This window comes from Mesobacillus foraminis (assembly GCF_004340465.1).
In the GTDB taxonomy this organism is placed as follows: Bacteria; Bacillota; Bacilli; order Bacillales; family Cytobacillaceae; genus Mesobacillus_B; species Mesobacillus_B foraminis.
This window is the reverse complement of record NZ_SLVV01000002.1, coordinates 206,228-228,182: the sequence shown is the minus strand read 5'-3', so window position 1 is coordinate 228,182 and position 21,955 is coordinate 206,228. Positions and strand designations below refer to the sequence as shown.

Here is a 21,955-nt window from a genome sequence, read left to right as displayed (position 1 = left end):
AACAGGATTATGGTATTATTCCCTTCAATTTATTCATATAAAACGAAACCAGGATTGATTTAATTTATCTGTTAAGTGTAAGTTAATCTTCTTTACATACTATCAGCAGAAGGCTATCATGAAATTAGAATATTTTTAAAACACTGCTAGGGGTGCCCGCGATCATTTGGGCTGAGAGGAAAGCTTTTGCTTTCTAACCCTTTGGACCTGAACTGGATCATGCCAGCGTAGGAAAGTAGGAAAAATGAGATTGCTTATTTTTGCTCCTTTAGCCAGGTCCATAGGGATTTGGCTTTTTTGCGTCTCAGGGATCCCGGGGTTAGGGGAGGAAAAAAATAATGGAACTTGGAGTTATTTTACAAAAAGTTAGAAACGAAAGTCCTTTAATACATAATATCACGAATGTGGTCGTTACAAACTTTACTGCCAATGGACTTCTCGCTTTAGGAGCGTCACCAGTAATGGCCTATGCCGCTGAGGAAGTAGCCGATATGGCAAAAATAGCGGGAGCGCTCGTCCTGAACATCGGAACGTTGAATCCTGAAGTTGTTGAGTCCATGCTAATTGCCGGAAGAGCAGCGAATGAACATGGGGTTCCTGTCATCCTTGATCCAGTCGGGGCAGGTGCTACCCCTTATCGGACTAGTACTGCTCAAAAACTGCTAAAGGAATTGACTATTTCGGCAATAAGAGGAAATGCAGCAGAAATCGCCAATATAGCGGGTCAAAACTGGAGCATAAAAGGGGTAGATGGTGCAGCTGGGAGCGGTGACGTGTTGGAATTAGCAAAAAGTGCGGCAAGGATGTTCCATACCGTTGTGGCAATTACCGGGAAAGAAGACATTGTGTCGGACGGTTCTATTACACTGACAGTGAAAAACGGGCATCCAATACTTACAAAGGTTACTGGAGCTGGCTGTCTTCTTTCTGCGATTGTTGGAGCTTTTACAGCGGTCGAGAAGAATCCTGTTCATTCAGTAGCTGCAGCTCTGGCCTATTATGGAGTAGCTGCCGAAATAGCTGCTGAACGTACTTCAGAGGCAGGACCGGGCAGCTTTCAGATTGAATTGCTGAACCAGCTTGCCCTGGTTACACCATACGAGGTTGAAAAGCGTGGAATTATTACACTTGGAGGTGCTGCAAATGTCCATTAAAAAAGCATTGACTATTGCCGGATCTGACAGTGGCGGCGGTGCCGGTATACAGGCGGATCTTAAAACCTTTCAGGAGCTGGGTGTTTTTGGAACAACGGCACTGACAGCGGTGACAGCCCAGAATACACTAGGAGTCCAGGATGTATTTCCTTTAACTCCACAAATGGTGAAAAGTCAGATGGAGTCTGTAGGTGACGATATAGGTGTACAGGCACTGAAAACAGGAATGCTGTTTAACGCTGAGATCATTTCGGCAGTATCTGAGACGATTTCCCGCTATAAATGGGAAAAGGTCGTGGTAGACCCCGTCATGATTGCGAAAGGAGGAGCTTCCTTGCTCCAGCAGGAGGCTGTGTCTGCCTTGAAATCCAAGCTGCTCCCATTGGCCATGGTTGTCACACCGAATATCCCGGAGGCTGAGGTGCTGACCGGTATGAGGATTAAAACCGAAGAGGAGAAACGAGAGGCAGCGAGGAATCTATTTGAACTTGGTGTCAGCAACGTGGTTATTAAAGGCGGGCATGATGAAAATACGTCAGAATCAATCGATTTGCTGTATGATGGCCTGGTTTTTATAACATTCCGGAGTGAAAGAATCCGGACAAAAAATACTCACGGAACAGGCTGCACATTTTCTGCGGCCATTACGGCAGAGCTTGCTAAGGGGGTGGCTGTCCCTGATGCAGTTTCGACAGCCAAAAGCTATATCCAGGCAGCAATAGAAGACCAGCTTACGATTGGCAGCGGCCATGGGCCAACGAACCATTGGGCATATAAAAGAAAATTTATGAATGTCTGATATGAAAAATTGATCGAGCGAGAAGACAATGTCAGTGAAGATGATAAAACTGTGGATGCGTTAGCAGGAAAGGGAACAGAAATGATGGTTGATTTAAGAGAGTATTTAAAAGTTTATTTTATAATGGGCAGTGTCAATTGCAAAAAAAATCCGGCAGAGGTTTTACGGGAAGCCATAGACGGGGGAATTACCATTTTTCAGTACCGAGAAAAGGGTGAAGGAGCACTGGAGGGGAAACAAAAGCTTGAGCTGGCAAAAGAGCTTCGGAAAATATGCCTTGAAAGCCAAATCCCTTTTATAGTCAATGATGATATTGAACTTGCTCTTGATGTCGATGCAGACGGCGTCCATATCGGACAGGAAGATGAATCTGCTGCGGAGGTACGGAGCAAAATCGGGAACAAATTTCTGGGAGTATCAGTCCATACCTTGCCGGAGGCCGAAGAGGCTATCCAAAATGGCGCCGATTACTTTGGCGTAGGACCCATTTACCCTACAAGCACAAAAGTGGATGCCAAACCAGTCAGGGGAGTCGCCTTTCTTCAGGAGTTAAGATCCCATGGCTGTCAGGTTCCGATTGTCGGAATCGGGGGCATAACTGCCAAGAATGCCGATGCTGTGACCTGTGCGGGGGCAGATGGCGTTTCTGTGATTTCAGCAATTACACATGCAGGAGATGTACGTGCGGAAGCAGATAAAATCTCTAAAGCTGTTTACAGAGGGATCGAAGAGAGAAGTACAGCTGATAGATAACAAGAAAGCCGTCTGCGGTTCAGCAGACGGCTTATTGGAGTTATATGCTTGGGGCTTCTGGGTTTGAAACCGGCTCATTATTTTCTTTTCTGGCCTTTTTCCCCCAATAATTAGCTAAAAGGGATCCCGATACATTATGCCAAACGGAGAAGATGGCTCCGGGCACAGCCGCAAGCGGTGAGAAGTGTGCTGTTGCCAGTGCAGTTGCAAGACCTGAGTTTTGCATGCCAACTTCTATTGATATAGCTTTGGAATCATGGTAATCCATTTTCAAAAGTTTTGAGGCAAAGAACCCAAGCATATAGCCCAGTGCATTATGTAAAATCACAACAGCCAGGATAAGCAGGCCACTTTCAAGTATTTTTTCTTTGCTGCCGCTGACAACAGCAGCCACAATGGCAACAATTCCAATAACCGATACCAACGGAAGGGCCTTAACACTTTTCTCAACTTGTTTGCGGAACAACGCTTTTGCTACTAACCCAAGAATAATTGGAATTAGGACGATTTTTACTACAGAAATGAACATGGAGCTTGCTGATACTGGAAGCCATTGGCTGGCTAATAGCAAGGTAATCGCCGGGGTTAACAATGGTGCGAGCAAAGTCGAAACGGATGTAACCGCTACTGATAAAGCAGTATTTCCTTTCGCAAGAAAGGTCATAACATTGGAAGAAGTTCCTCCAGGACAGGAACCAACGAGGATGACGCCTACGGCAACCTCATCAGGCAATTTAAGGGCGACAGCCAGTAAATAGGCCAGCAGCGGCATGATAAGGTATTGGGCAAATACCCCAATAAACACTTTTTTAGGATGGCTAAAAACTTCCTTGAAATCATCAAGAGATAATGTCATTCCCATGCCAAACATAATAATTCCCAGCAAAAGGGAGATGTGCGGCCCAATCCACGTAAACCCGCCTGGAACTAACAAGGCCAGGCCAGCAAACAACAGAACCCAGTAGGCAAAGGTGTTTCCTGCAAATGCACTTGCTTTTTCTAAAATCCTCATTTTTAAAATCCTCCTTAAAAAACTAATTTTCATTATACTCTCAAAATAACAATTTTCAATATATTTAAAATACAAAAATATTATTAATTTAATAATATTAGGTTTTCCTAACAGTTTAGCAAGCTTATTTCAACCCTAACAAAAATGCTAAAATAGGCGTATAGTATATGGGACAGTAATTTTTGGAGGCATTCATATGTTGTTGCAAGAAGAAAAGAAAATGAAGAAATTTATGTTACAGATCAAAGAATCCGGTTTGAAAGAGGCCATTCTTCAATCGGTAAATCACAAGGTAGCCGAAATCAAGGAAACAAAAGATACATACAGGTCCGCTATAGGACAAACGGTTCAAACGTATAAAACAGTGGATGGCGTTTTCCTGGGTGAAGTAAACAGAAAGTTAAATATCATAGCTAAAAAAGGAATACATACGAAACAGCTTCATAAGGGATGGGTCACCATTGTTCTCTCCCGTAAAAAGACGAATGTATTAGCAACAGTGGATGAGATTTCACGGATTGAGGAAATGATTGATCGGCTCGAAGGAATGGAGAATTTAAGGTTAAGTGAATTTTATAGCTTTCAAGTTAAGTATTTCGAGAAAAAGTGGTTAAATAATGTCATACGCTGGGTGGAAATTCATATTTCAACTCCTCGAGAGGTAATATCTTGTGATTAAAAGCTCTTTTAGAAAGGGCTTTTTTTTATTTGGTTTACATAACAAAATTATTGTTCAGTTTATAATTCTACCTTTTTAGGAAACTTCCAAGGTGGCGTTCAAAAAGTGTTAGGTGTTCTTCTATGGGAATATAATCTTTACTAATGGAATCTAGTAAAATTGACCGTTAATAGAAGGGTCTGCAACATTGGGGAAAACGGAGGATTTTGGTGGTTTTTGTCTGTTCCTAATAATCTAAGGGTTAGCATTGTGAAGCGACACCGGCATTGTCAATGTTTTTTGATCTTTTATATAAAACAGGACTATTTACCTCAGTGAAAAGCCCTTTAAAAAAACAATTTATAACCCCTTGAACAATTTTTCTTGTTACGAAATAGGTACAAGATGATAAGGACCCAAGTTGGGCGAGCCAAATACGCCTTATTATTGGAAGATCACTCCAAAAAAATGAGCTAAATAGCATTTGTTTATTGTTGTATTATTCAGATATATTAGAATTATATAACAATAGATAGGAGTGTTGAACTTGCTGAAAGTATTTTCAACATCTGTTCTGTCTCTAGCATTAGCCGGAGCACTCGTAATTCCGGGCCTACAGGCAGAAGAAGAGAATGCACAGGAAAAGAGCACCTATAATTTGCATCTTGCAGAATATGTTGGTGCTGCACCAGAACTAGCTGAAAAGACTAAAAAGCTTGGTGTTGATTTGTCAAAGTCCGACCCTGCGGAAAAAGCTGCAGAAAAATTGGGAACCAAATTTCAGCGGCCTGGCGATCACCAAGTTTCTTATCAAGAAGCAACTGGAGATATTCCAGTACTTGTCATCCTAGCTAAATAAAAGGATGGTGATGAGCCGATAGGAGACCTTGAGGGACAAGTTCCAGCTCACTATTATGAAGACTTGATTTTCGGAACAGAGTACAATCCATATGAACTGGATTATTTTAAAGAGTATGCTGAGCATAATGGTGTAAAAGCACCGACTGACAGAACGATGCAAAACGCGTATAAGGAATCCAGCTATGGAAAAACAAATCTCGTCCGAAAAGAAAACACTGAATTTGTCTGGGTGGAGCTTCCAAAAGGAGCGTCCTACTATCTTGACCAGGAAGGGAAGTATGCGGAGAACGGAAAATATGTTCTGGGCAATGTAAATGGCGATGCACATACCGGTGAATTTATCCGCGACCTTCTTAAGGCTGCAGATGAACAGATCGACTTTTCCAAGTATGCGGAGGATGGAGAAGTTCCAAATGTTTTTGTTATTCACGAAGGAACAGGTGCGGAGTGGAGCCAGGACCCTGCACAGTTCTGGTCACATAAATGGAGTCTTCTGAGCGCACTGTATTATGGGAAATATTATGAAACAGGGAAACCGGCAGATCAGCATGCTGGAATGAGCCAAACGGAATGGATCAGCAAGACAGTTAAGGAAGATATGACCTATGATGGTGTTATTGTTGATAATTATAATATCCAGCCGGCAATTGGAGGGAATGTCTCGGGGTATAACGCTGTCTCAGGAGGATATGAAGAAACATCGAAAACCGGGCCTTATCCGGCGCAGGCTGGTGTCTATGCCCACGAATTCGGCCATGCTCTTGGGCTGCCTGACTTTTATGATACAGTCTATTCCTCAGAAGGCGTCGGAAACTATTCCATGATGGCAGGAGGGTCGTGGATGCGCTACCCAGATGCCGGAGAGTATTCAGGAAACTCGCCAACTCATTTTGATCCTTTCTCTAAAATTTTCCTGGGATGGGTTAATCCCATTGAGGTTAAGCCGCAGGATGGAGTAAAGACCATCAATCTGCCGCCTGTCAACGCTGCCACTTCGAACAATGGTATTGTGAAAATGGTGGTTCCCGGCTCAACTGGCACAGAGTACTTCTTATTTGAAAACGTTCAGCAACAAGGGTTCAACCAAGGCTTAATCCGCCAGGGGACAGAATCCCATGGATTGCTTGCCTGGCACGTGGATGAGAACGTTATAAATCTTTATCAAACGGCGGGCTTCCGTCCTAATAACGTCGAGAACTGGATGAACAAACGATTCCAGTACAATCAGTCCCAGACAGCGAGCAACGGGGAAGTGGTTACACACTATGGGTTATCGGTCCTTCAGAAGGATGGTCTCTATGATATGGAGAAGAACCTGAACAGGGGCGACGCTGGAGACTTCTTTAAGACAGGGTCCAAACTTACTCCAGTCTCGGGCAACGTCCATACAGGCTCTTATTATTTCTGGAAGGGCTTCAGTGCAACCCCGGCCGACTCGGGAATCCACGTTACAGATATTAAAGAAAATAAAGATGGATCGATCACGGCAAAATTTTATTATAACTTCACTGAGTCTAAATAGAATTGTATGGTGTCTAAAAAAGAACCCGCTCATCCTAAGAGGAGCGGGTTCGCTTTTTTAGTGAAGCGGCTTGAGACAATGGAATCATGCCACAAGAAATTATTGAGATTGGGACCACCGTGCATTTGGACAACCAAAAGAATAACGCCGTGAAAGGTTGGAGCAGCATTATTAGCAAGCTTGAAAAAAGATATTCAAAGGGAAAACTGAACAAGGCTATTAAGTTCTTCGCAAGTTAACTTTCTAATGAATATCCTTCTTCTTGAATTGGCCTCCACGCACTTCTGCCATATCCGCAATTGCTAAAAAGGCATTGGGATCCCAATGCTGAACGATCGTCGTCAGCTTGGATTCTTCAATTCGGTTGATGACACAAAAGATAACCTTTTTGTTATCTCCTGTAAACGCACCTTCACCTTTCAGGAAAGTAACTCCCCTTCCTAGCCGGGCGTTGATGCTATCAGCAATTTCAGTTGCGTAGTCCGAGATAATCCAAACGGATTTGGATTGTTCAAACCCATCAACGACAGTATCAATTGCCTTTGATGCAATATAATAGGCAAGCAGCGAGTACATCGCCCGGTCCCAGGTAAAAACAAATCCTGCAGCTCCGAGAATAAAGAAATTAAAAAACATCACGATGCTGCCTACGGAAACTGGCAGTTTTTTATTGATCAGGATTGCAAGAATTTCTGTTCCGTCCAAAGCTCCGCCACTTCTTATCACTATTCCAATCCCGATGCCGATAACCATGCCGCCAAACACAGTAGCTAAAAGGACATCATCTGTAAAGGCGGGAACAGGATGTAAAAGAAACGTAAAAATGGACAGCACAGTAATTCCAAATACAGTGGAGAAAGCAAAGGTCTTCCCGATTTGTTTATAACCTAAATACACAAATGGTAAATTTAAGAGGAAAAGAAAGATTCCCAGGCTCAAACCGCTCAGGTGGGAGATCATTATGGATATACCGGTAATTCCTCCGTCAACAACCTGGTTTGGCACCAAAAAGATTTCAAGTCCGACAGCCATCATCAAGGCTCCGAGCGTGATCATAAACCCTCGGATCAGGACTCGGGTTAATGGAAGCCTGGGGTGCTGATTTAACTTTTGGTCATTTTCATTTTTGCTCATAAAATTCCCCCGTTGCTGTAAAGTATGAACGAATTATGTTCCTTTCATAACCGTTTATAAGAAGGAAACAACTATAATTATTTGCATAATTTTAAAACATGAACTATAGTTCAAGTATATCAAGGTGGTCCCAGAACCGTCAACAAAAATATGAACACGGGTTCATGTTTTGCGGTTGTATGTTAAACTGTTTGTGAGGTGATCCAATGCGAAATGGAAACGATGAAAATCTGGTCGGCTCGTTCCCTTTTGTCCCAAGGCAGGAAAGGGCTGTGAAGAAAAAGGATGCGCTATTACAGAGCGGTCGTTATCTTTTTATTACAAAAGGATATGAAAATACCACAGCCAAGGAGATAGCGGCCCATGCTGGAGTAGCGACAGGAACGTTTTATCGATACTTTTCTGACAAGAGGCAGCTATTTATGTATTTGGTAAAGGATAAATTGGCCAATCTTCTTCCTCCGGAACCAGAGTGGGAGGCAGGTGACCCAGAGCAATTGTTATTTTCACTTTTGGAGAATTACCAACAGCGGCTTTATGAGGTAAAACTGGATAAAGTAGTAGTGGAATTGCTTCCAAAGGACCCTGATTTGGCTGAAACCCTCAAAGAAGCAAAAAGGAACATGCATAACCGCATCTGTAACGGATTAAAACGAGCACAGGAAAAGGGACATGTATGGAAGGACCTGGATCCATCTGCGATTGCCTGGTCTGTTTTAGTTCTTCTTGAAAATGCTGCAAAGGATGATTCCGGGCAGTCCATCGATTTCCGTCAGCTTGCCAGGCTGATCGGACGCATGGTATTTCCGCCTGAGATAATAAAAAGGCTGCAATCCGAACAGCAAGCAAAATCCGAATAAATACCCGAATCTTAATAACCTGCCTGTAAGGACCTGCTTCAGCAGGTCCCTCTTAATGTGCCGGGCAGGACTATGGAGAAGTTCAATGGAAATGATCAAGCAAATGCTGACGCTAATTAAGAAAATCCCCCTAATTATTTGCTGACACAAGAATAAAATTGATTTAGTATTTATTAAAATATATTAAAAAATTCCAGACGAATATATTCAATATTGGGGGTCAGTGTTTCCTGTACTTTTAAAAACTGAGACCGCCGACTCACGAATATAGGTGGTTACATGCAAGTTGACTTTCTTTGTGAAACTGACTGCAGAGGTTGAAATAGGACTGTGTTGGCAGTTGTTCTTCTCGCACAAAAAGAATGAGTATATAATGGTTGCCTCCAGTGCTTTGCAAAATTCAAATATTACAAGGGAAAATAGAAAGCCAAGGAGCCAATGCGCACCATTGTCCGCAATTCAGTATTTATATTGAAAGCCCGCTTTTATTCGGTACTGTCCAAACTTTTGAGCAGAGTGTCATGGTACAATCAACCAATGGCCAAAGGCATTCTATTTAAGAATGGGATAGGTGCCTTTTCATTGACCTCACCGGGGTATCAACTCACTCAACTTTGGCCGAGCATTTTTCAAAGAGAGGTCTTGTGCTCATATCGGATATTAAGATGCAGCCAGAAGCGCTGTTGAAGAAGACTGGCGTATAGGACTTTTAATTGGCCAGGAGTTTTTCTCAAGCACACGTGGGCAAGTCATATGCTTTACTTTAACCCATGTGAATGAAAACGATTGCCAGGGCCGCCGGCATTTTGTCTTTAAGGAAAGCAATGAATTTTCAGGTGCAAATCAAGAGTCCCAAAATAGATTGCAGCCTTGTTCAGTTGAAGTATAGAAGGAAAGGAAGAGAGAATTGAATCTAGAAATGCAGCGTTTTAAGGCGGATTTTTTTAAGGCATTGGCGCATCCGCTCAGAATCAGGATATTGGAGCTGTTATCTGAAAGTGATAAAAGTGTAAATGAAATCCAAAGCCTCGTAGGAAGCGAAGGTTCGGCAGTTTCGCAACAGTTGACTGTATTGAGGTCTAAAAATATTGTAACTGGCACGAAAGACGGCAATCGGGTTATTTATTCACTAAGAGATCCCATGATAATTGAACTGCTGGCAGTTGCAAGACAAATATTCAACAATCATTTAGTTGATACGATTACCATGCTTGACAAGTTTTATGAAAATGAAACAGAGGAGAGCACTTGAAGGATACAGCTTATCTCTACTAGGATTCTTGCAGATTAAAATTCCAGACGCCAAGAAAATTCCCCATTTGAGGTTTGGGACACCGCCGGAGAGGGTAAAGAAGACAGGGGAATTTATGTTTGTCCCACAATTTTATATCAATTGCTCGCTGTTTCGAATAGTGAATACGCTTTTTTATTTTAATAGAATATTAAAATAGGATATAATGGTGTATACATTACATAATTTACAGGCGCTTTTCCTGAATATAAAGCTCTCTTTGTCTGTAAATGAAGATATCGCCGGAATGTCAGCAAGCCGGCAGAAGACAGGGGGAAGATAGCAGTTTTTCTCTGCGATTATCAGCTGACTGTTATAAAAAATAATCAAAAAATTCTATTTTCCCCTATCATGTTAATGAAAAGGTATGGTATATTATTTAAAAATTCAAAGAACTGTACTAGTTAGGAAGGTGAAACAATGGCAACAGGAATAACAGTAAATGACAGCAGTCTTCCGTTGCGCCGAGATGTAAAAATGCTGGGCGGCATGCTTGGAGAAATCCTTGTCTACCAAGGCGGAACTGAGCTATTGGACACGGTGGAAAAGATTCGGATCATGTGTAAAAAACTCCGTAACGAATTCCAGCAAGAAACTTATGATGAACTGAAACAGGAAATTGCACTATTGGATGCACCAATGCGCAAACAGGTTATACGTGCATTCTCCGTATATTTTCATTTGATTAATGCGGCTGAGCAAAATCACCGGATCCGCAGGAGGCGGGAATATCAGCTGAGGGCTGATGTGAATGCACAGCCGGGATCCATTGACAGTGCCATCCTGTCTTTAAAAGACAATAATATTACATCCGATATCATTCAAAATGTCCTCGATAAATTATCTTTAGAGCTGATCATTACAGCTCACCCTACAGAAGCTACGAAAAGAACCGTTCTAGAGCTTCAGAAAAGGATAGCCGATATCCTTAAAAACCTGGACAATCCATTGATTTCGAAAAAAGAGCTCAAAAAACTGCAGGAGAGCCTCTTCAATGAGATGATGGCCTTATGGCAGACAGATGAATTGAGACACCGTAAACCAACGGTCATCGATGAGGTGCGAAATGGATTATATTATTTCGATCAAACCCTTTTTGATGTCCTTCCTGAAATCCATCAGGAAGTGGAGGATTGTCTTGAAGAGCACTTTCCTGACCAGCAATGGAAAGTTCCAAACTTCCTTCGATTTGGTTCTTGGATTGGCGGGGACAGGGATGGAAATCCAAATGTAACCCCTGAAGTAACATGGGAAACATTGAACAAACAAAGACGGCTGGTATTAAAGAAATACAAAGCAGTCCTCATTGAACTGATGAAAAGGATGAGCCAGTCTACTTCAAGGGCAAAGGTAAGCGATGAAATACTTCAAAGCCTTCCTGAGGAAGAGGCAAAATACGTTGATGAAGATAAAAGATGGCCAGTGGAAAATGAAGTGTATCGCAGGAAATTTGCTGTCATCATTGAGCGTCTAAGGCAAGTCGGAGTTTCAGAGGCAGGATATCAGTCTGCAGAAGAACTCCTGGAAGACTTATTGATGATCAAACGGAGTGTTTATCAGCACCATCCTGTCATGCATGAATTAAAAATGCTGCAGAAACTGATCCGGCAGGTGCAGTTATTTGGATTCCACCTTGCTACACTTGATATCCGCAATCATAGCGGCGAGCATGAAAGTGCGGTTGCTGAAATGCTTCGCAAGGTAAGGATTGCGGAAGATTACTCAGCTCTCCCTGAGGATAAAAAAGTCAGCCTTTTACGGGAAGTTCTTGCAGATCCCAGGTCCCTGCAGCTTCACCACGGAGATTACTCCCAGGAAACACAGCAGATGCTTGATGTGTTCCATCTGATCAAAAAGGCTCACAATACGTTCGGCAAAAGGTCCATTTCCGTTTACCTCATATCGATGACACAATCAGCGAGCGATCTGCTAGAGGTTTTGGTTCTTGCCAAAGAAGCCGGCATTTACCGCCTGCATGCTGATGGGTCCATTGACAGTGACTTAAATGTTGCTCCATTGCTTGAAACGATTGATGACCTGACTGCAGGGCCAAAGATCATGGAGGAAATGTTCCAAATGCCGCTTTATCGTGAACATCTGCGCAAAATGAATAACCAGCAGGAGATCATGCTGGGGTATTCGGATGGAAGCAAAGATGGAGGAACCTTGACAGCTAACTGGAAGCTTTACAAAGCTCAGCTGGAAATCCATGAAATGGCGAAGAAGTATAATATTGGACTCAAATTTTTCCATGGCCGGGGCGGTTCACTTGGACGTGGAGGCGGTCCGTTGAACAAAAGCTTGTTGTCTCAGCCTGCAGAAACGCTGGGAGACGGCGTCAAAATCACTGAGCAGGGAGAAGTTCTTTCCTCGAGATACTTGCTTGAGGATATTGCTTACCGGAGCCTTGAACAGGCTACATCCACACTCCTGCTGGCGGCTGCGCATGTCTCGAAGGAGTCAGAGCAGGCACATCATCGTGACGAAAGATGGGTACAGGCCATTGAAGAGATTTCAGAAATGAGTCTGGGAAAATATCAGTCTCTTGTTTTTGCGGATTCTGATTTTATTACCTACTTTAACGAAGCGACGCCATTAAAAGAAATTGGCGAGCTGAATATTGGTTCACGGCCTATGGCAAGGAAAAACAGTGCTAAATTTGAAAATCTCAGGGCTATTCCTTGGGTGTTTGCCTGGACTCAAAGCCGTCAGCTATTTCCGGCTTGGTATGCTGCTGGATTTGGACTTGAAGGCTTCATTAACAAAAATCCAGGAAATCTTCAAATCCTTCAGGATATGTATAAGGAATGGCCATTCTTCCGGTCAACGATTGACAATTTGCAAATGGCTTTAATGAAAGCAGATCTGACAACTGCAAAAGAATATAGTCAATTAGTGAGTGACCAGGAAATCGGCCAGCGCATTTTCTCCAACATTGTCGAAGAGTACAACAGGACCAAGCACGTACTTCTGCAAATCGCCGAGGATGAAGAACTGCTTGACCATACGCCGAACATCAAGGATTCCGTCCATCGTCGTAATCCGTATGTTGATCCATTGAACTTTATCCAGGTTGAGCTGATTAAAGAGCTCCGCAAGGTAGAAGAACCAGATGAGGAGCTTGTCACACAGGTATTGTTAACAATCAGCGGTGTGGCAGCGGGACTTAGGAATACAGGTTGATTTAACTTGAAATAGAAAAAGCAACAGCCTTATTTTTCAAGGCTGTTGCTTTTTTTTTTTACAAGGTTCAAGGCTCGACATGGAAGGGTGTGGTGTACTTGCAGGCTTTTTTTCTGCTTTAAAGGTATGTTACATATTTACAGCGGTTTCCGCTGGATTTTCTTTTATTCGTGAGGCATAAGAATGAGCTGCCATTCCTATTATGACAAGTAGAATTCCAAACCATGAAAGGAGGGAAGGGACAGCGAGTGACAAGAACACCATTTCCCCTGCGAGAGCAAAAAGAACTTCAATTGACTGTGTGGCTTCCACTGCAGCAAGCTTGTGCATATTTCCCCTGACTATATCGGTAGCCATAAAAAACAAGACTGTGGCGATGACACCTGAACTGATGGCGACAAGCAAGGATTGAAAAGTTTGGGACGTAGAAGGAGCTCCAACCGTGAAATATCCATATACAGAGAGCACTAGCCACAGAGGCATGCTTGCCAGTGTCATCCCCAGCACCCTTTGATAGGCGTCAAATTCACCACCGCATACTTCCATCATCTTTCTGTTTCCCAAGGGATAGGCAAAAGAAGCTACCAGGACAGGAAGAAGTCCGAGTACCAGGGTGCCCAAGGAAATTTGCCTGGCATGCTCGGCCTGCATGATTATTATCCCAAAGAGTATGATGCATGACATAATTAGGCCTTTTAGAGGAATTTTTCCACGGACTTTTTTTGGACCAGTACATGTATGTATGGTTTCGAGGAACAAAGGTGCAAGCAGAGACCCGGAAATAATAGTGATTTGCCAGGTACCGGCTATCAGCCATCCGGGAGAATACGCCGCGGCTAAACATAAGGGGGCATAAAAAAGTCCAAAACCTACAAAACTCCATAACATCCATGCCAATGGGCGTGCTTTCATCGCTTTAATAAGATGCTGAAGGTTTCTCCTAACCATAACAATTGCCAAGAGGAAGGGAATCATAAAGAAGTATCGAAGGGAAGCGCTCCATAGCCAGCTTCCTCCCGATAAATCTATTGCCCGGTTTGCAACAAATGTGACAGCGAAGAAGAGTGCTGCAAGGATTCCCAGGATAATAGGCTTCACGAATAACACCTCCTAGGTTCTATTTGTATAAAAGTACTACATTAATTATGTATGAATGTTCAATCAATGACAATCATTTGCTCTCTATTAGTGTTAAAGATGCCAAGAATAAAAAAAGGAACCAGCTGGCTCCTCAAAACCTTACTTATTCTTTTTTTGCTGTTTCTTTGCTTGATTTTGATGGAAAGCTGTTTCAGTTTCGTGATCCTTGCCAATCTGTTCCACGCTTGAATTTTGGATTCCCTTCTTAGCCATAAATTTCACCTCCTTATTAATTCCCTGCCCTTATTTTGCCTAACTCGTTCAGGAACCATTCCCGGAAAAAATGCTGCCGTGCTTACCTTACTTCCGGCATCCACTCTAAGGGGAGGATAAAGAGCACGCGTTTATAAATCTTCTACATCATCATCAATCTGTCTCCCGTTCCTCCCGCGCGGAGGGGGTGCCTGGTTCAAATGCTGTGTCTGCTCGTCTGTGTTTTTCTTGCCCTCAAACGGCTTCTCAGTCGATTTGTGCTTATTGAAATTCAAAAAAATCACCTCCGTTTTATAACATTTGAAGAAGAATAAAAAATATTCAGGGGATCTTATTATCCATAGGATATGTGATTGCCTCCCTTAAAGGCGAATGTTTTTAAGAAGTAAAATAAAAATTGTTCGTAAATTGGTTTAAAAAAGATTGAAACATCCATGAATATGAGTTAATATGTTGAAATAACAAACAATAAGGGGGAAATCAGATGTATGGAGCACCAATGGGACAGCATGCGAAAAAAATAATGCTGCTTGGTTCAGGGGAACTTGGCAAGGAAGTAGTCATTGAAGCACAAAGGCTTGGAGTGGAAACAATTGCAGTAGACAGATATGCAGATGCACCTGCCATGCAGGTGGCTCACCGCTCTTATGTCATTGATATGCTGGATGGAGAAGCACTGAGAAGGACCATTGAGCAAGAAAAACCAGATTATATTGTTCCTGAAATAGAAGCAATCGCTACGGAAACATTAATCGAATTGGAAAAGGAAGGCTTCAATGTTGTACCGACAGCAAAAGCTGCCAATTTAACAATGGACAGAGAAGGTATCCGAAGACTGGCCAGCGAGACGCTCCAGCTTCCAACAGCGAAATACGCATTTGCGAATACTCTTGAAGAATTAAGAAGCGCTGTTAATGAGATTGGTGTTCCTTGTGTAATCAAGCCGATCATGAGTTCATCCGGAAAAGGGCAAAGTGTCTGCCGGTCATTGGAGGAAGTTGAGCATTCTTGGAATGAAGCATTGGAAGGCGGACGAACCAAGAGGGCAAGGGTAATTGTAGAAGAGTTCATCCGCTTTGAATCTGAAATCACCCTGCTTACAGTTCGTTCGGCATCGGGAACGTCCTTTTGTGCTCCAATTGGTCATATCCAAAAAGACGGAGACTACATTGTTTCCTGGCAGCCCCATAATATGTCAGACAGGCAAATAAAAGAAGCGGAGGAGATTGCCAGTAAAATTACCGATGCTCTTGGCGGCTACGGCCTGTTTGGCGTCGAGCTCTTCCTCACGGAGAATAAGGTCTTTTTTAGCGAAGTATCGCCTCGTCCTCATGATACCGGAATGGTCACGTTGGCAACACAGGACCTTTCCGAATTTGCGTTGCATGTAAGGGCCATTCTTGGGTTCCCTGTTCCGGAAATCACCCTGAGGACACCTGGGGCGAGTCACGCTGTAAAGGCCTGGCAGGAAAGCAAGGACTACCAGGTTAATGGACTGGAAAAGTGTTTGGAGTTACCCGGCACGCAGGTCCGCTTTTTCGGAAAGCCAGAAACAAAAATTGGCAGAAGGATAGCCGTGGTTCTGAGTTCGGGGGAAACGGCAGAAAAAGCCAGGGCTGTTGCCGAAGAAGGAGCTACGAAACTCAAGATCACCTACCATACATCGTGAGCATACAAAAGGGGATGAAAGTATGAGAGATAAAAATCGTTGGCTTATTGCTCTTTCAGCAGTAGGAATTCATATTTCTATCGGATCTGTCTATGCGTGGAGTGTATTTACAGGGCCGTTACAGGAACAAAAGGGATGGGGGCTCAGCCAAATATCCTTCACCTTTAGCCTGGCCATCTTATTTCTTGGTTTATCTGCTGCTTTTCTTGGACATTTTGTTGAAAGATATGGACCGCGTGCAGCGGGAACCTTAAGTGCCATTTTCTTCGGGGCGGGCATGACAGGAGCTGGATTTGCGATCCAGATCGATTCCTTGCTTTTATTATACGTGTTTTATGGGATGCTTGGCGGGATTGGCCTGGGGGTTGGTTATATTACTCCTGTTTCCACTCTGGTAAAATGGTTCCCTGACAGAAGAGGGCTGGCAACCGGCCTTGCCATAATGGGCTTTGGATTCGCCTCCCTGATCAGCAGTCCAATTATGAATAAGCTTATTGAGTCATTCGGAATCTCGAATACCTTTTACATGCTAGGAATTATCTATTTCATCATTATTTTGATTTCTGCCCAATATCTGGCTCCACCAAAGGAAGGCTGGACACCAAGCTGCTTTACAACCGTAAAACACGCAAATGGATCGAAGAGAGTAATACCTGACCTGTCCCAGCTGACTGCCAATGAAGCGGTAAAGACAAAACGTTTCTGGTCATTGTGGCTAATGCTGTTTATCAATGTTACTTGCGGGATTGCCATCTTGTCGGTCGCATCCCCGATGGCCCAGGAGCTTGTGGGGATGAGTGCTGCAGGAGCGGCAGCAATGGTTGGCATCATGGGGTTGTTTAATGGAGGCGGCAGAATCTTCTGGGCAAGCATTTCGGACTATATTGGAAGGCCAAATGTTTATACTTTATTTTTTGTCTTTCAAATCATTGCGTTTTTCCTCCTGCCTAGCATCACCCTGAGCCTTTTATTTTCGGTGATCGTATACCTGATTATGACTTGTTATGGAGGAGGGTTTGCCTCCATACCTGCCTATATAGGTGATTTATTTGGGACGAAACAGCTTGGGGCCATCCATGGGTATATCCTGACAGCCTGGGCCGCAGCGGGAGTATTCGGACCTGTGCTTGTTTCATGGATCCGGGAAACAACGGGCAGCTACCAAGGGACCCTGCTGTTCTTCGCCATTCTGTTCATTGTAGCATTGTCAGTCTCTTTATTGATCAGGCTGGATATAAAGAGGATTCAATTAATGACTGAAAACCAGCTTTTTAAGAAAACAAGTTAATGACAATACGGGGTCTCTAGTTTGTACCTCATAAACTTAGAGACCCACTATTTTGAAAGAGTACAGCTAAGGCAAGGGATGCTTAGAAGGCACTTTTTCTGGGAATTGCCATCCGCGGATTAAATAGATGGAATTAGAGTTTCTGGCCCGCAGTTGCCGTGATATCCCTGATCTACCTCTAATGAGTGACCGAGATTTCGGGAAAGTGTTTCCTGGAGTTTTGCCCCCAAACCAGATTACAGCCCCTACAGGAAGAGCAAGCGCGGGTACTGCTCATGAAGACGGTTATGGGAAAAGAGAGTCAACCCTATCCGTCATTTTTAAAGCGTCTTTATATTTCCCGGGACGGGAATGCTGGCCTTCGGATCTGGTACCCTGGATAGAAGGATCAGGCCTGCTATGAATAAGAAAATAAGGCTGAATACCCCGTGGCTGGAGCTTCCGGTTACCTGTGCAGTTGCACCCACCAGCAAAGGTCCCATGATTGAAGCGAACTTTCCAAATATATTGTAAAAGCCGAAGAATTCGTTTGATTTTTCCTTAGGAACCAGCTTAGCAAAATAGGACCTGCTTAGAGCCTGAATCCCCCCCTGTGAGGTGGCCACCAGCATGGCAAGTATCCAAAAATCCATCGCAGAGTTCATGAAATAGGCGTAAATACAAACAATAATATAGATAATAATGCCAATATAAAGCATGAATTTCCCTGTAAAACGGTCGGCCAGCCTGCCATACAGGATGGCAAAAGGAGCAGCTGCAACTTGTGTGGCAAATAGAATCACTAGGAGGCTGGTTGAACTGATGCCTAAGTCCGTCCCGTAAGCGGTGGACATTGTAATGATTGTCCCTACGCCATCAATATAAAAGAAATAGGCAAGTAAAAACAGGAAAAGTCCCTTGTATTTCCGTATGTCCTTAAAGGTCTCTGCAAGTCTCTTGAAACTTTTGGCAACTGGATGTTTCTCTTTTTCGATAAAATACCGCTGCTCGACATTTCGAAGTACAGGCAGGGTGAATATTCCCCACCATACTGCGGTAATGATAAAGGAAATCCTGCTTGCGGCACTTGCAGAGAGGGGCAGGATTCCATTTTGAGCCGATATAATGATGGCGATGCTGACAATGAATGGGATGGTACTGCCTATGTATCCCAAACTAAACCCTCGGGAAGAAACCCTGTCCATTCTCTCTTCCGATGAGACATCGACCAGGAACGCATCATAAAAAACGTTCGAGCCTGCGGAGCCTAACACAGTAATCGTGTATATAATCAACAGCAGCAGCCATTGCTCTGGTGGAATAAGAGAGAGCGCAGCAGTTGCCACAACTCCAAGCGCTGCGAAAAACCTAAAGAATTTTTTTTTGTTGCCCCTGTAATCCGCAATGGTGCCAAGGATGGGTCCCAGCATCGCCAATATAAACGTAGCAATGGCAATTGTGTAGCCTAAGTATGCGGTCGAATCAGCACCTGTAATACCGGCTTCAGTGGCAGAAGCCTTATAATAAAGCGGGAATACGGCAGTTGATATAATTATAGAATAAGCAGAATTTCCCCAGTCATAAAACATCCAGCTATTTTCTTCCTTAGTGAATCGTTTCATCTTTTATTTGCCTCCCTCAATTATTTTTCGGAACGCAATCATGGCAGAGAGAAAAACAACCCTTGATAGTCCGTGGGCTCATGCCTTGACGACTGGTTTCCATTGTCAGTGCCGAGCAGGCGGATAAAGTCAGGACCTTTGCCTGCAATATCCATATAAGGGATAGAGGAGACTTATCTTAATGCCTGTCTTTAGCTATGAAAAAAGGTCGGGTAATACCCCTTGCGGAAAAAAAACTGCGTCAACGCAGAACTCTTGGGTTTAACCTCTCATCTGCAAGGGGCTCAAAAATTCACCTTTAAATTTCCTCAGAAAAACTTCGGCATGGATGCTGCCTTCGGATCTCCCCCTTTTATGGTCACCTCAGACTGGAAAATACCTTTTGGATTCCATTATTTTTTCAGCCAGAGCCTCGGCTGAAAAAAGAAAGTGAAATGTAATTACAAAAAATAGTCAGTCAAACCATTCAGAAGCATTTTCTCTGCTATTGAGGAATTCTGCGAAAACACCCCATTATTTTTATATATTATATTTTGACTCTTGTACGCTTTGGATAGAAAGCTCTATATTAGAAACTATATTCGGTATAAAGGAAGGATTTCCCTTTGGGCTGACTATTTTTCTTTTTCCTTTTAAACCACCTGAATATAATGCGGGAATAAAGACAATCCGTTTCTGAGTATAATGAATGGAAAAATTCTGAAAGGGGTGTGTAAAAGTTGCCAAACCGCCTCGAGAGTGTCAACTTTACCAGTACTAAAACCTATCGTCCTTACCATAGCCCATTCGATCCATGCAGGCCCATTGGAATAAAATACTATTCAACCCCTCCGCAGGTATATATAGGGTTTCAACCGCCGAACATGAATCAATTCCCCCCGAGAGAAGCCCTTTACAAAGGTACATTATGGCCCGCATTTTGGGATTACTATGACAATCCCTATGAGGCAAAGGGGAGGGACCCCTTATGAAGCAGATGCCTGAAGACTATTACCGGAGATTAGAAGAAATTCAGGCTGTAGACTTTGTGTTAGTGGAACTTACATTGTACTTAGACACACATCCTTCCGATCAGCAGGCAATGCAGCAGTTTAACCAATATGCCCACTATTCAAAACAGTTAAAGCAAGTTTTTGAAGAAAAATATGGCGCGCTCCAGCAATTCGGAAACAGCTATACCGATTCCCGCTGGAGCTGGGGTACAACTCCCTGGCCCTGGCAGGTATAAAGAATGTTTTACAGGAAAAAAATCAAACCTGGATAGATTACTATAATCAAATTCATGTGAAAAGCTGTAAATAGAAGAGCGGGGAGGGACCGGGATGTGGATTTATGAGAAGAAGCTGCAATATCCAGTAAGAGTCAGTACGTGCAATCCAACCCTTGCAAAGTATTTGATCGAACAATATGGCGGAGCAGATGGGGAGTTGGCTGCTGCATTGCGGTACCTCAATCAGCGGTATACGATTCCCGATAAAGTAATTGGACTCCTGACCGATATTGGGACAGAGGAATTTGCCCACCTTGAAATGATTGCTACAATGGTTTATAAGTTAACAAAGGATGCAACTCCTCAGCAGATGCGTGATGCCGGGTTAGGTGACCATTATGCCAATCATGATGGTGCCTTATTTTATCATAATGCTGCAGGTGTGCCTTTTACAGCTGCATATATTCAGGCAAAAGGTGATCCTATTGCTGATCTATATGAAGATATCGCTGCAGAGGAAAAAGCAAGGGCTACCTATCAATGGATAATAGATATGTCAGATGACCCTGACTTAAATGACGGACTCCGGTTTTTAAGGGAACGGGAGATCATCCATTCTCAAAGGTTCCGGGAAGCAGTAGAAATAATAAAAGATGACCGGCAGCAAAAAAAGATTTTTTAGCATCGGAAGGCAGGAGAACCTGTCTTTTTTTGTCTTCTGGGTGGACAGGCTTTATTGGCAAGCGCGACGGTTCCATCTCTGGAAAGATAAATGGTATGATGTGGATACTACTATTTTATACGGAGTTGAATGGTCAATGGGAGAATATCCAGGAATCAAACTTATTGCTATTGATATGGATGGTACTTTATTGGACGCAAATCATCAGGTCTCAGAGGAAAACCGCCTCGCAATCAGGGAAGCGGAGGAAAAGGGAATTAAGGTCGTTCTTAGTACAGGCCGGGCAATCAGGACGGTCAAAGACTATGCAGTTTCACTTGAGCTTTCATCTTATCTTGTGACAGTGAATGGGAGTGAGATTTGGGGCCCGGATGGGGAGCTGGTAGAAAGAAATCCTGTCAGCACTCCGCTCATAAAGTGGATGTGGGACATGTCAAAGCACCATAAGACACATTTCTGGGCAATTAGTTCCACTGGGAATTGGCACAATGAAATGCCAGAGGACTTTGAGAAGCATGTCTGGCTGAAATTTGGATTTGATGTAGAAGATGATAAAGTAAGGGAGCTAATTCTAAAGGATTTGGAAGCCCGCAAAGAATTTGAATTAAGCAACTCAAGCCTTAAAAATATTGAGGTTAATGCACAGGGGATAAATAAAGCCAAAGGCTTAAAAAATGTATGTGATTTGCTTGGAATATCAATGAATAATGTACTTTCAATTGGAGACAGCCTCAATGACGTTGCGATGATTAAAGAGGCTGGCATTGGAGTGGCAATGGGAAATGCCCAGGATGCAGTTAAGAAAGCTGCAAACTGGGTGACCGCGACCAATTTAGAAAGTGGTGTGGCCAAAGCTATCCGTAAATGGGCAATATAGCCAAAAAGTGTTAAATCATTCGATTTAACACTTTTTTTATTTTTTTTT

Annotated in this window: 21 protein-coding genes and 1 riboswitch; of the genes, 15 read left to right on the top strand and 6 right to left on the bottom strand. The window is 43.2% G+C overall.

Annotated elements, in window-relative coordinates; all coding sequences use genetic code 11:
• The first annotated feature begins 138 nt into the window (after positions 1-138).
• A riboswitch (TPP riboswitch) is annotated at positions 139-251 on the top strand.
• Between the two features lie 87 nt (positions 252-338).
• The 3 genes from thiM to thiE all read left to right on the top strand — a co-directional run bounded on the left by thiM (position 339) and on the right by thiE (position 2,706).
• A complete protein-coding gene (gene thiM / locus EV146_RS03540) occupies positions 339-1,154 on the top strand; it encodes a hydroxyethylthiazole kinase (protein ID WP_132001941.1) in 816 nt (271 codons plus the stop codon).
• On the top strand, positions 1,144-1,953 hold the full coding sequence (thiD, locus tag EV146_RS03535; RefSeq protein WP_132001938.1) for a bifunctional hydroxymethylpyrimidine kinase/phosphomethylpyrimidine kinase: 810 nt from the start codon (positions 1,144-1,146) through the stop codon (positions 1,951-1,953). The genes thiM and thiD overlap by 11 nt, the downstream gene beginning before the upstream one ends.
• Positions 1,954-2,037: 84 nt before the next feature.
• Entirely contained in the window at positions 2,038-2,706 is a 669-nt protein-coding gene (thiE, locus tag EV146_RS03530; RefSeq protein WP_373566047.1) for a thiamine phosphate synthase, read from the top strand.
• Positions 2,707-2,746: 40 nt separating this feature from the next.
• Here the strand turns inward: thiE and EV146_RS03525 are convergent, their stop codons facing one another.
• Positions 2,747-3,718: a bile acid:sodium symporter family protein gene (locus EV146_RS03525; RefSeq protein ID WP_121613228.1), complete on the bottom strand. Its 972-nt coding sequence runs from the start codon at positions 3,716-3,718 to the stop codon at positions 2,747-2,749.
• Between the two features lie 196 nt (positions 3,719-3,914).
• Between EV146_RS03525 and EV146_RS03520 the strand changes: the two genes are divergently transcribed.
• From EV146_RS03520 to EV146_RS03515, 3 genes are all read left to right on the top strand, one after another.
• Positions 3,915-4,397, top strand: coding sequence for a hypothetical protein (locus EV146_RS03520; protein ID WP_132001935.1), 483 nt, complete (start codon positions 3,915-3,917; stop codon positions 4,395-4,397).
• 526 nt (positions 4,398-4,923) lie between these two features.
• Positions 4,924-5,235 (top strand): hypothetical protein, encoded by a 312-nt coding sequence (locus EV146_RS27760; protein WP_241993794.1) that lies wholly within the window; start codon positions 4,924-4,926, stop codon positions 5,233-5,235.
• 18 nt (positions 5,236-5,253) lie between these two features.
• Positions 5,254-6,759, top strand: a complete 1,506-nt coding sequence (locus EV146_RS03515; RefSeq protein WP_277873206.1) for a M6 family metalloprotease domain-containing protein — start codon at positions 5,254-5,256, stop codon at positions 6,757-6,759.
• Positions 6,760-7,002: 243 nt separating this feature from the next.
• Here EV146_RS03515 and EV146_RS03510 read toward each other — a convergent pair whose 3' ends face one another.
• Positions 7,003-7,815: a YitT family protein gene (locus EV146_RS03510; protein WP_121614064.1), complete on the bottom strand. Its 813-nt coding sequence runs from the start codon at positions 7,813-7,815 to the stop codon at positions 7,003-7,005.
• A 284-nt stretch (positions 7,816-8,099) separates the two neighbouring features.
• Between EV146_RS03510 and EV146_RS03505 the strand changes: the two genes are divergently transcribed.
• From EV146_RS03505 to ppc, 3 genes are all read left to right on the top strand, one after another.
• Complete coding sequence (locus tag EV146_RS03505; protein ID WP_132001932.1) at positions 8,100-8,753, top strand: TetR/AcrR family transcriptional regulator; 654 nt, start codon at positions 8,100-8,102, stop codon at positions 8,751-8,753.
• Positions 8,754-9,660: 907 nt separating this feature from the next.
• Positions 9,661-10,005, top strand: a complete 345-nt coding sequence (locus EV146_RS03500) for an ArsR/SmtB family transcription factor (protein ID WP_132001929.1) — start codon at positions 9,661-9,663, stop codon at positions 10,003-10,005.
• Between the two features lie 459 nt (positions 10,006-10,464).
• On the top strand, positions 10,465-13,227 hold the full coding sequence (gene ppc / locus EV146_RS03495) for a phosphoenolpyruvate carboxylase (protein WP_132001926.1): 2,763 nt from the start codon (positions 10,465-10,467) through the stop codon (positions 13,225-13,227).
• 129 nt (positions 13,228-13,356) lie between these two features.
• On the opposite strand, the gene EV146_RS03490 is transcribed toward ppc, so the two are convergent.
• From EV146_RS03490 to EV146_RS26765, 3 genes are all read right to left on the bottom strand, one after another.
• The gene (locus tag EV146_RS03490; RefSeq protein WP_132001923.1) at positions 13,357-14,325 is read right to left on the bottom strand and encodes a DMT family transporter; all 969 of its coding nucleotides are present in this window, start codon (positions 14,323-14,325) and stop codon (positions 13,357-13,359) included.
• Positions 14,326-14,466: 141 nt separating this feature from the next.
• Positions 14,467-14,580, bottom strand: coding sequence for a biofilm-forming protein (locus tag EV146_RS03485; protein WP_121613221.1), 114 nt, complete (start codon positions 14,578-14,580; stop codon positions 14,467-14,469).
• Positions 14,581-14,711: 131 nt separating this feature from the next.
• On the bottom strand, positions 14,712-14,855 hold the full coding sequence (locus tag EV146_RS26765) for a hypothetical protein (RefSeq protein ID WP_158286987.1): 144 nt from the start codon (positions 14,853-14,855) through the stop codon (positions 14,712-14,714).
• Between the two features lie 209 nt (positions 14,856-15,064).
• Between EV146_RS26765 and purT the strand changes: the two genes are divergently transcribed.
• A complete protein-coding gene (gene purT / locus EV146_RS03480; protein ID WP_132001920.1) occupies positions 15,065-16,249 on the top strand; it encodes a formate-dependent phosphoribosylglycinamide formyltransferase in 1,185 nt (394 codons plus the stop codon).
• A gap of 22 nt (positions 16,250-16,271) precedes the next feature.
• Positions 16,272-17,537, top strand: a complete 1,266-nt coding sequence (locus tag EV146_RS03475; RefSeq protein WP_132001917.1) for an L-lactate MFS transporter — start codon at positions 16,272-16,274, stop codon at positions 17,535-17,537.
• Positions 17,538-17,857: 320 nt separating this feature from the next.
• Here EV146_RS03475 and EV146_RS03470 read toward each other — a convergent pair whose 3' ends face one another.
• Positions 17,858-19,138: an MFS transporter gene (locus EV146_RS03470; protein WP_132001914.1), complete on the bottom strand. Its 1,281-nt coding sequence runs from the start codon at positions 19,136-19,138 to the stop codon at positions 17,858-17,860.
• A 719-nt stretch (positions 19,139-19,857) separates the two neighbouring features.
• Here EV146_RS03470 and EV146_RS03465 point away from each other — a divergent pair.
• From EV146_RS03465 to EV146_RS03450, 4 genes are all read left to right on the top strand, one after another.
• The gene (locus EV146_RS03465) at positions 19,858-20,109 is read left to right on the top strand and encodes a spore coat associated protein CotJA (RefSeq protein ID WP_132001911.1); all 252 of its coding nucleotides are present in this window, start codon (positions 19,858-19,860) and stop codon (positions 20,107-20,109) included.
• Positions 20,106-20,366, top strand: a complete 261-nt coding sequence (locus EV146_RS03460) for a spore coat protein CotJB (protein WP_132001908.1) — start codon at positions 20,106-20,108, stop codon at positions 20,364-20,366. Before EV146_RS03465 ends, EV146_RS03460 begins: the two co-directional genes overlap by 4 nt.
• 94 nt (positions 20,367-20,460) lie before the next feature.
• On the top strand, positions 20,461-21,030 hold the full coding sequence (gene cotJC / locus EV146_RS03455; RefSeq protein ID WP_132001905.1) for a spore coat protein CotJC: 570 nt from the start codon (positions 20,461-20,463) through the stop codon (positions 21,028-21,030).
• A 136-nt stretch (positions 21,031-21,166) separates the two neighbouring features.
• On the top strand, positions 21,167-21,907 hold the full coding sequence (locus EV146_RS03450) for a Cof-type HAD-IIB family hydrolase (protein ID WP_132001902.1): 741 nt from the start codon (positions 21,167-21,169) through the stop codon (positions 21,905-21,907).
• Positions 21,908-21,955 lie beyond the last annotated feature (48 nt).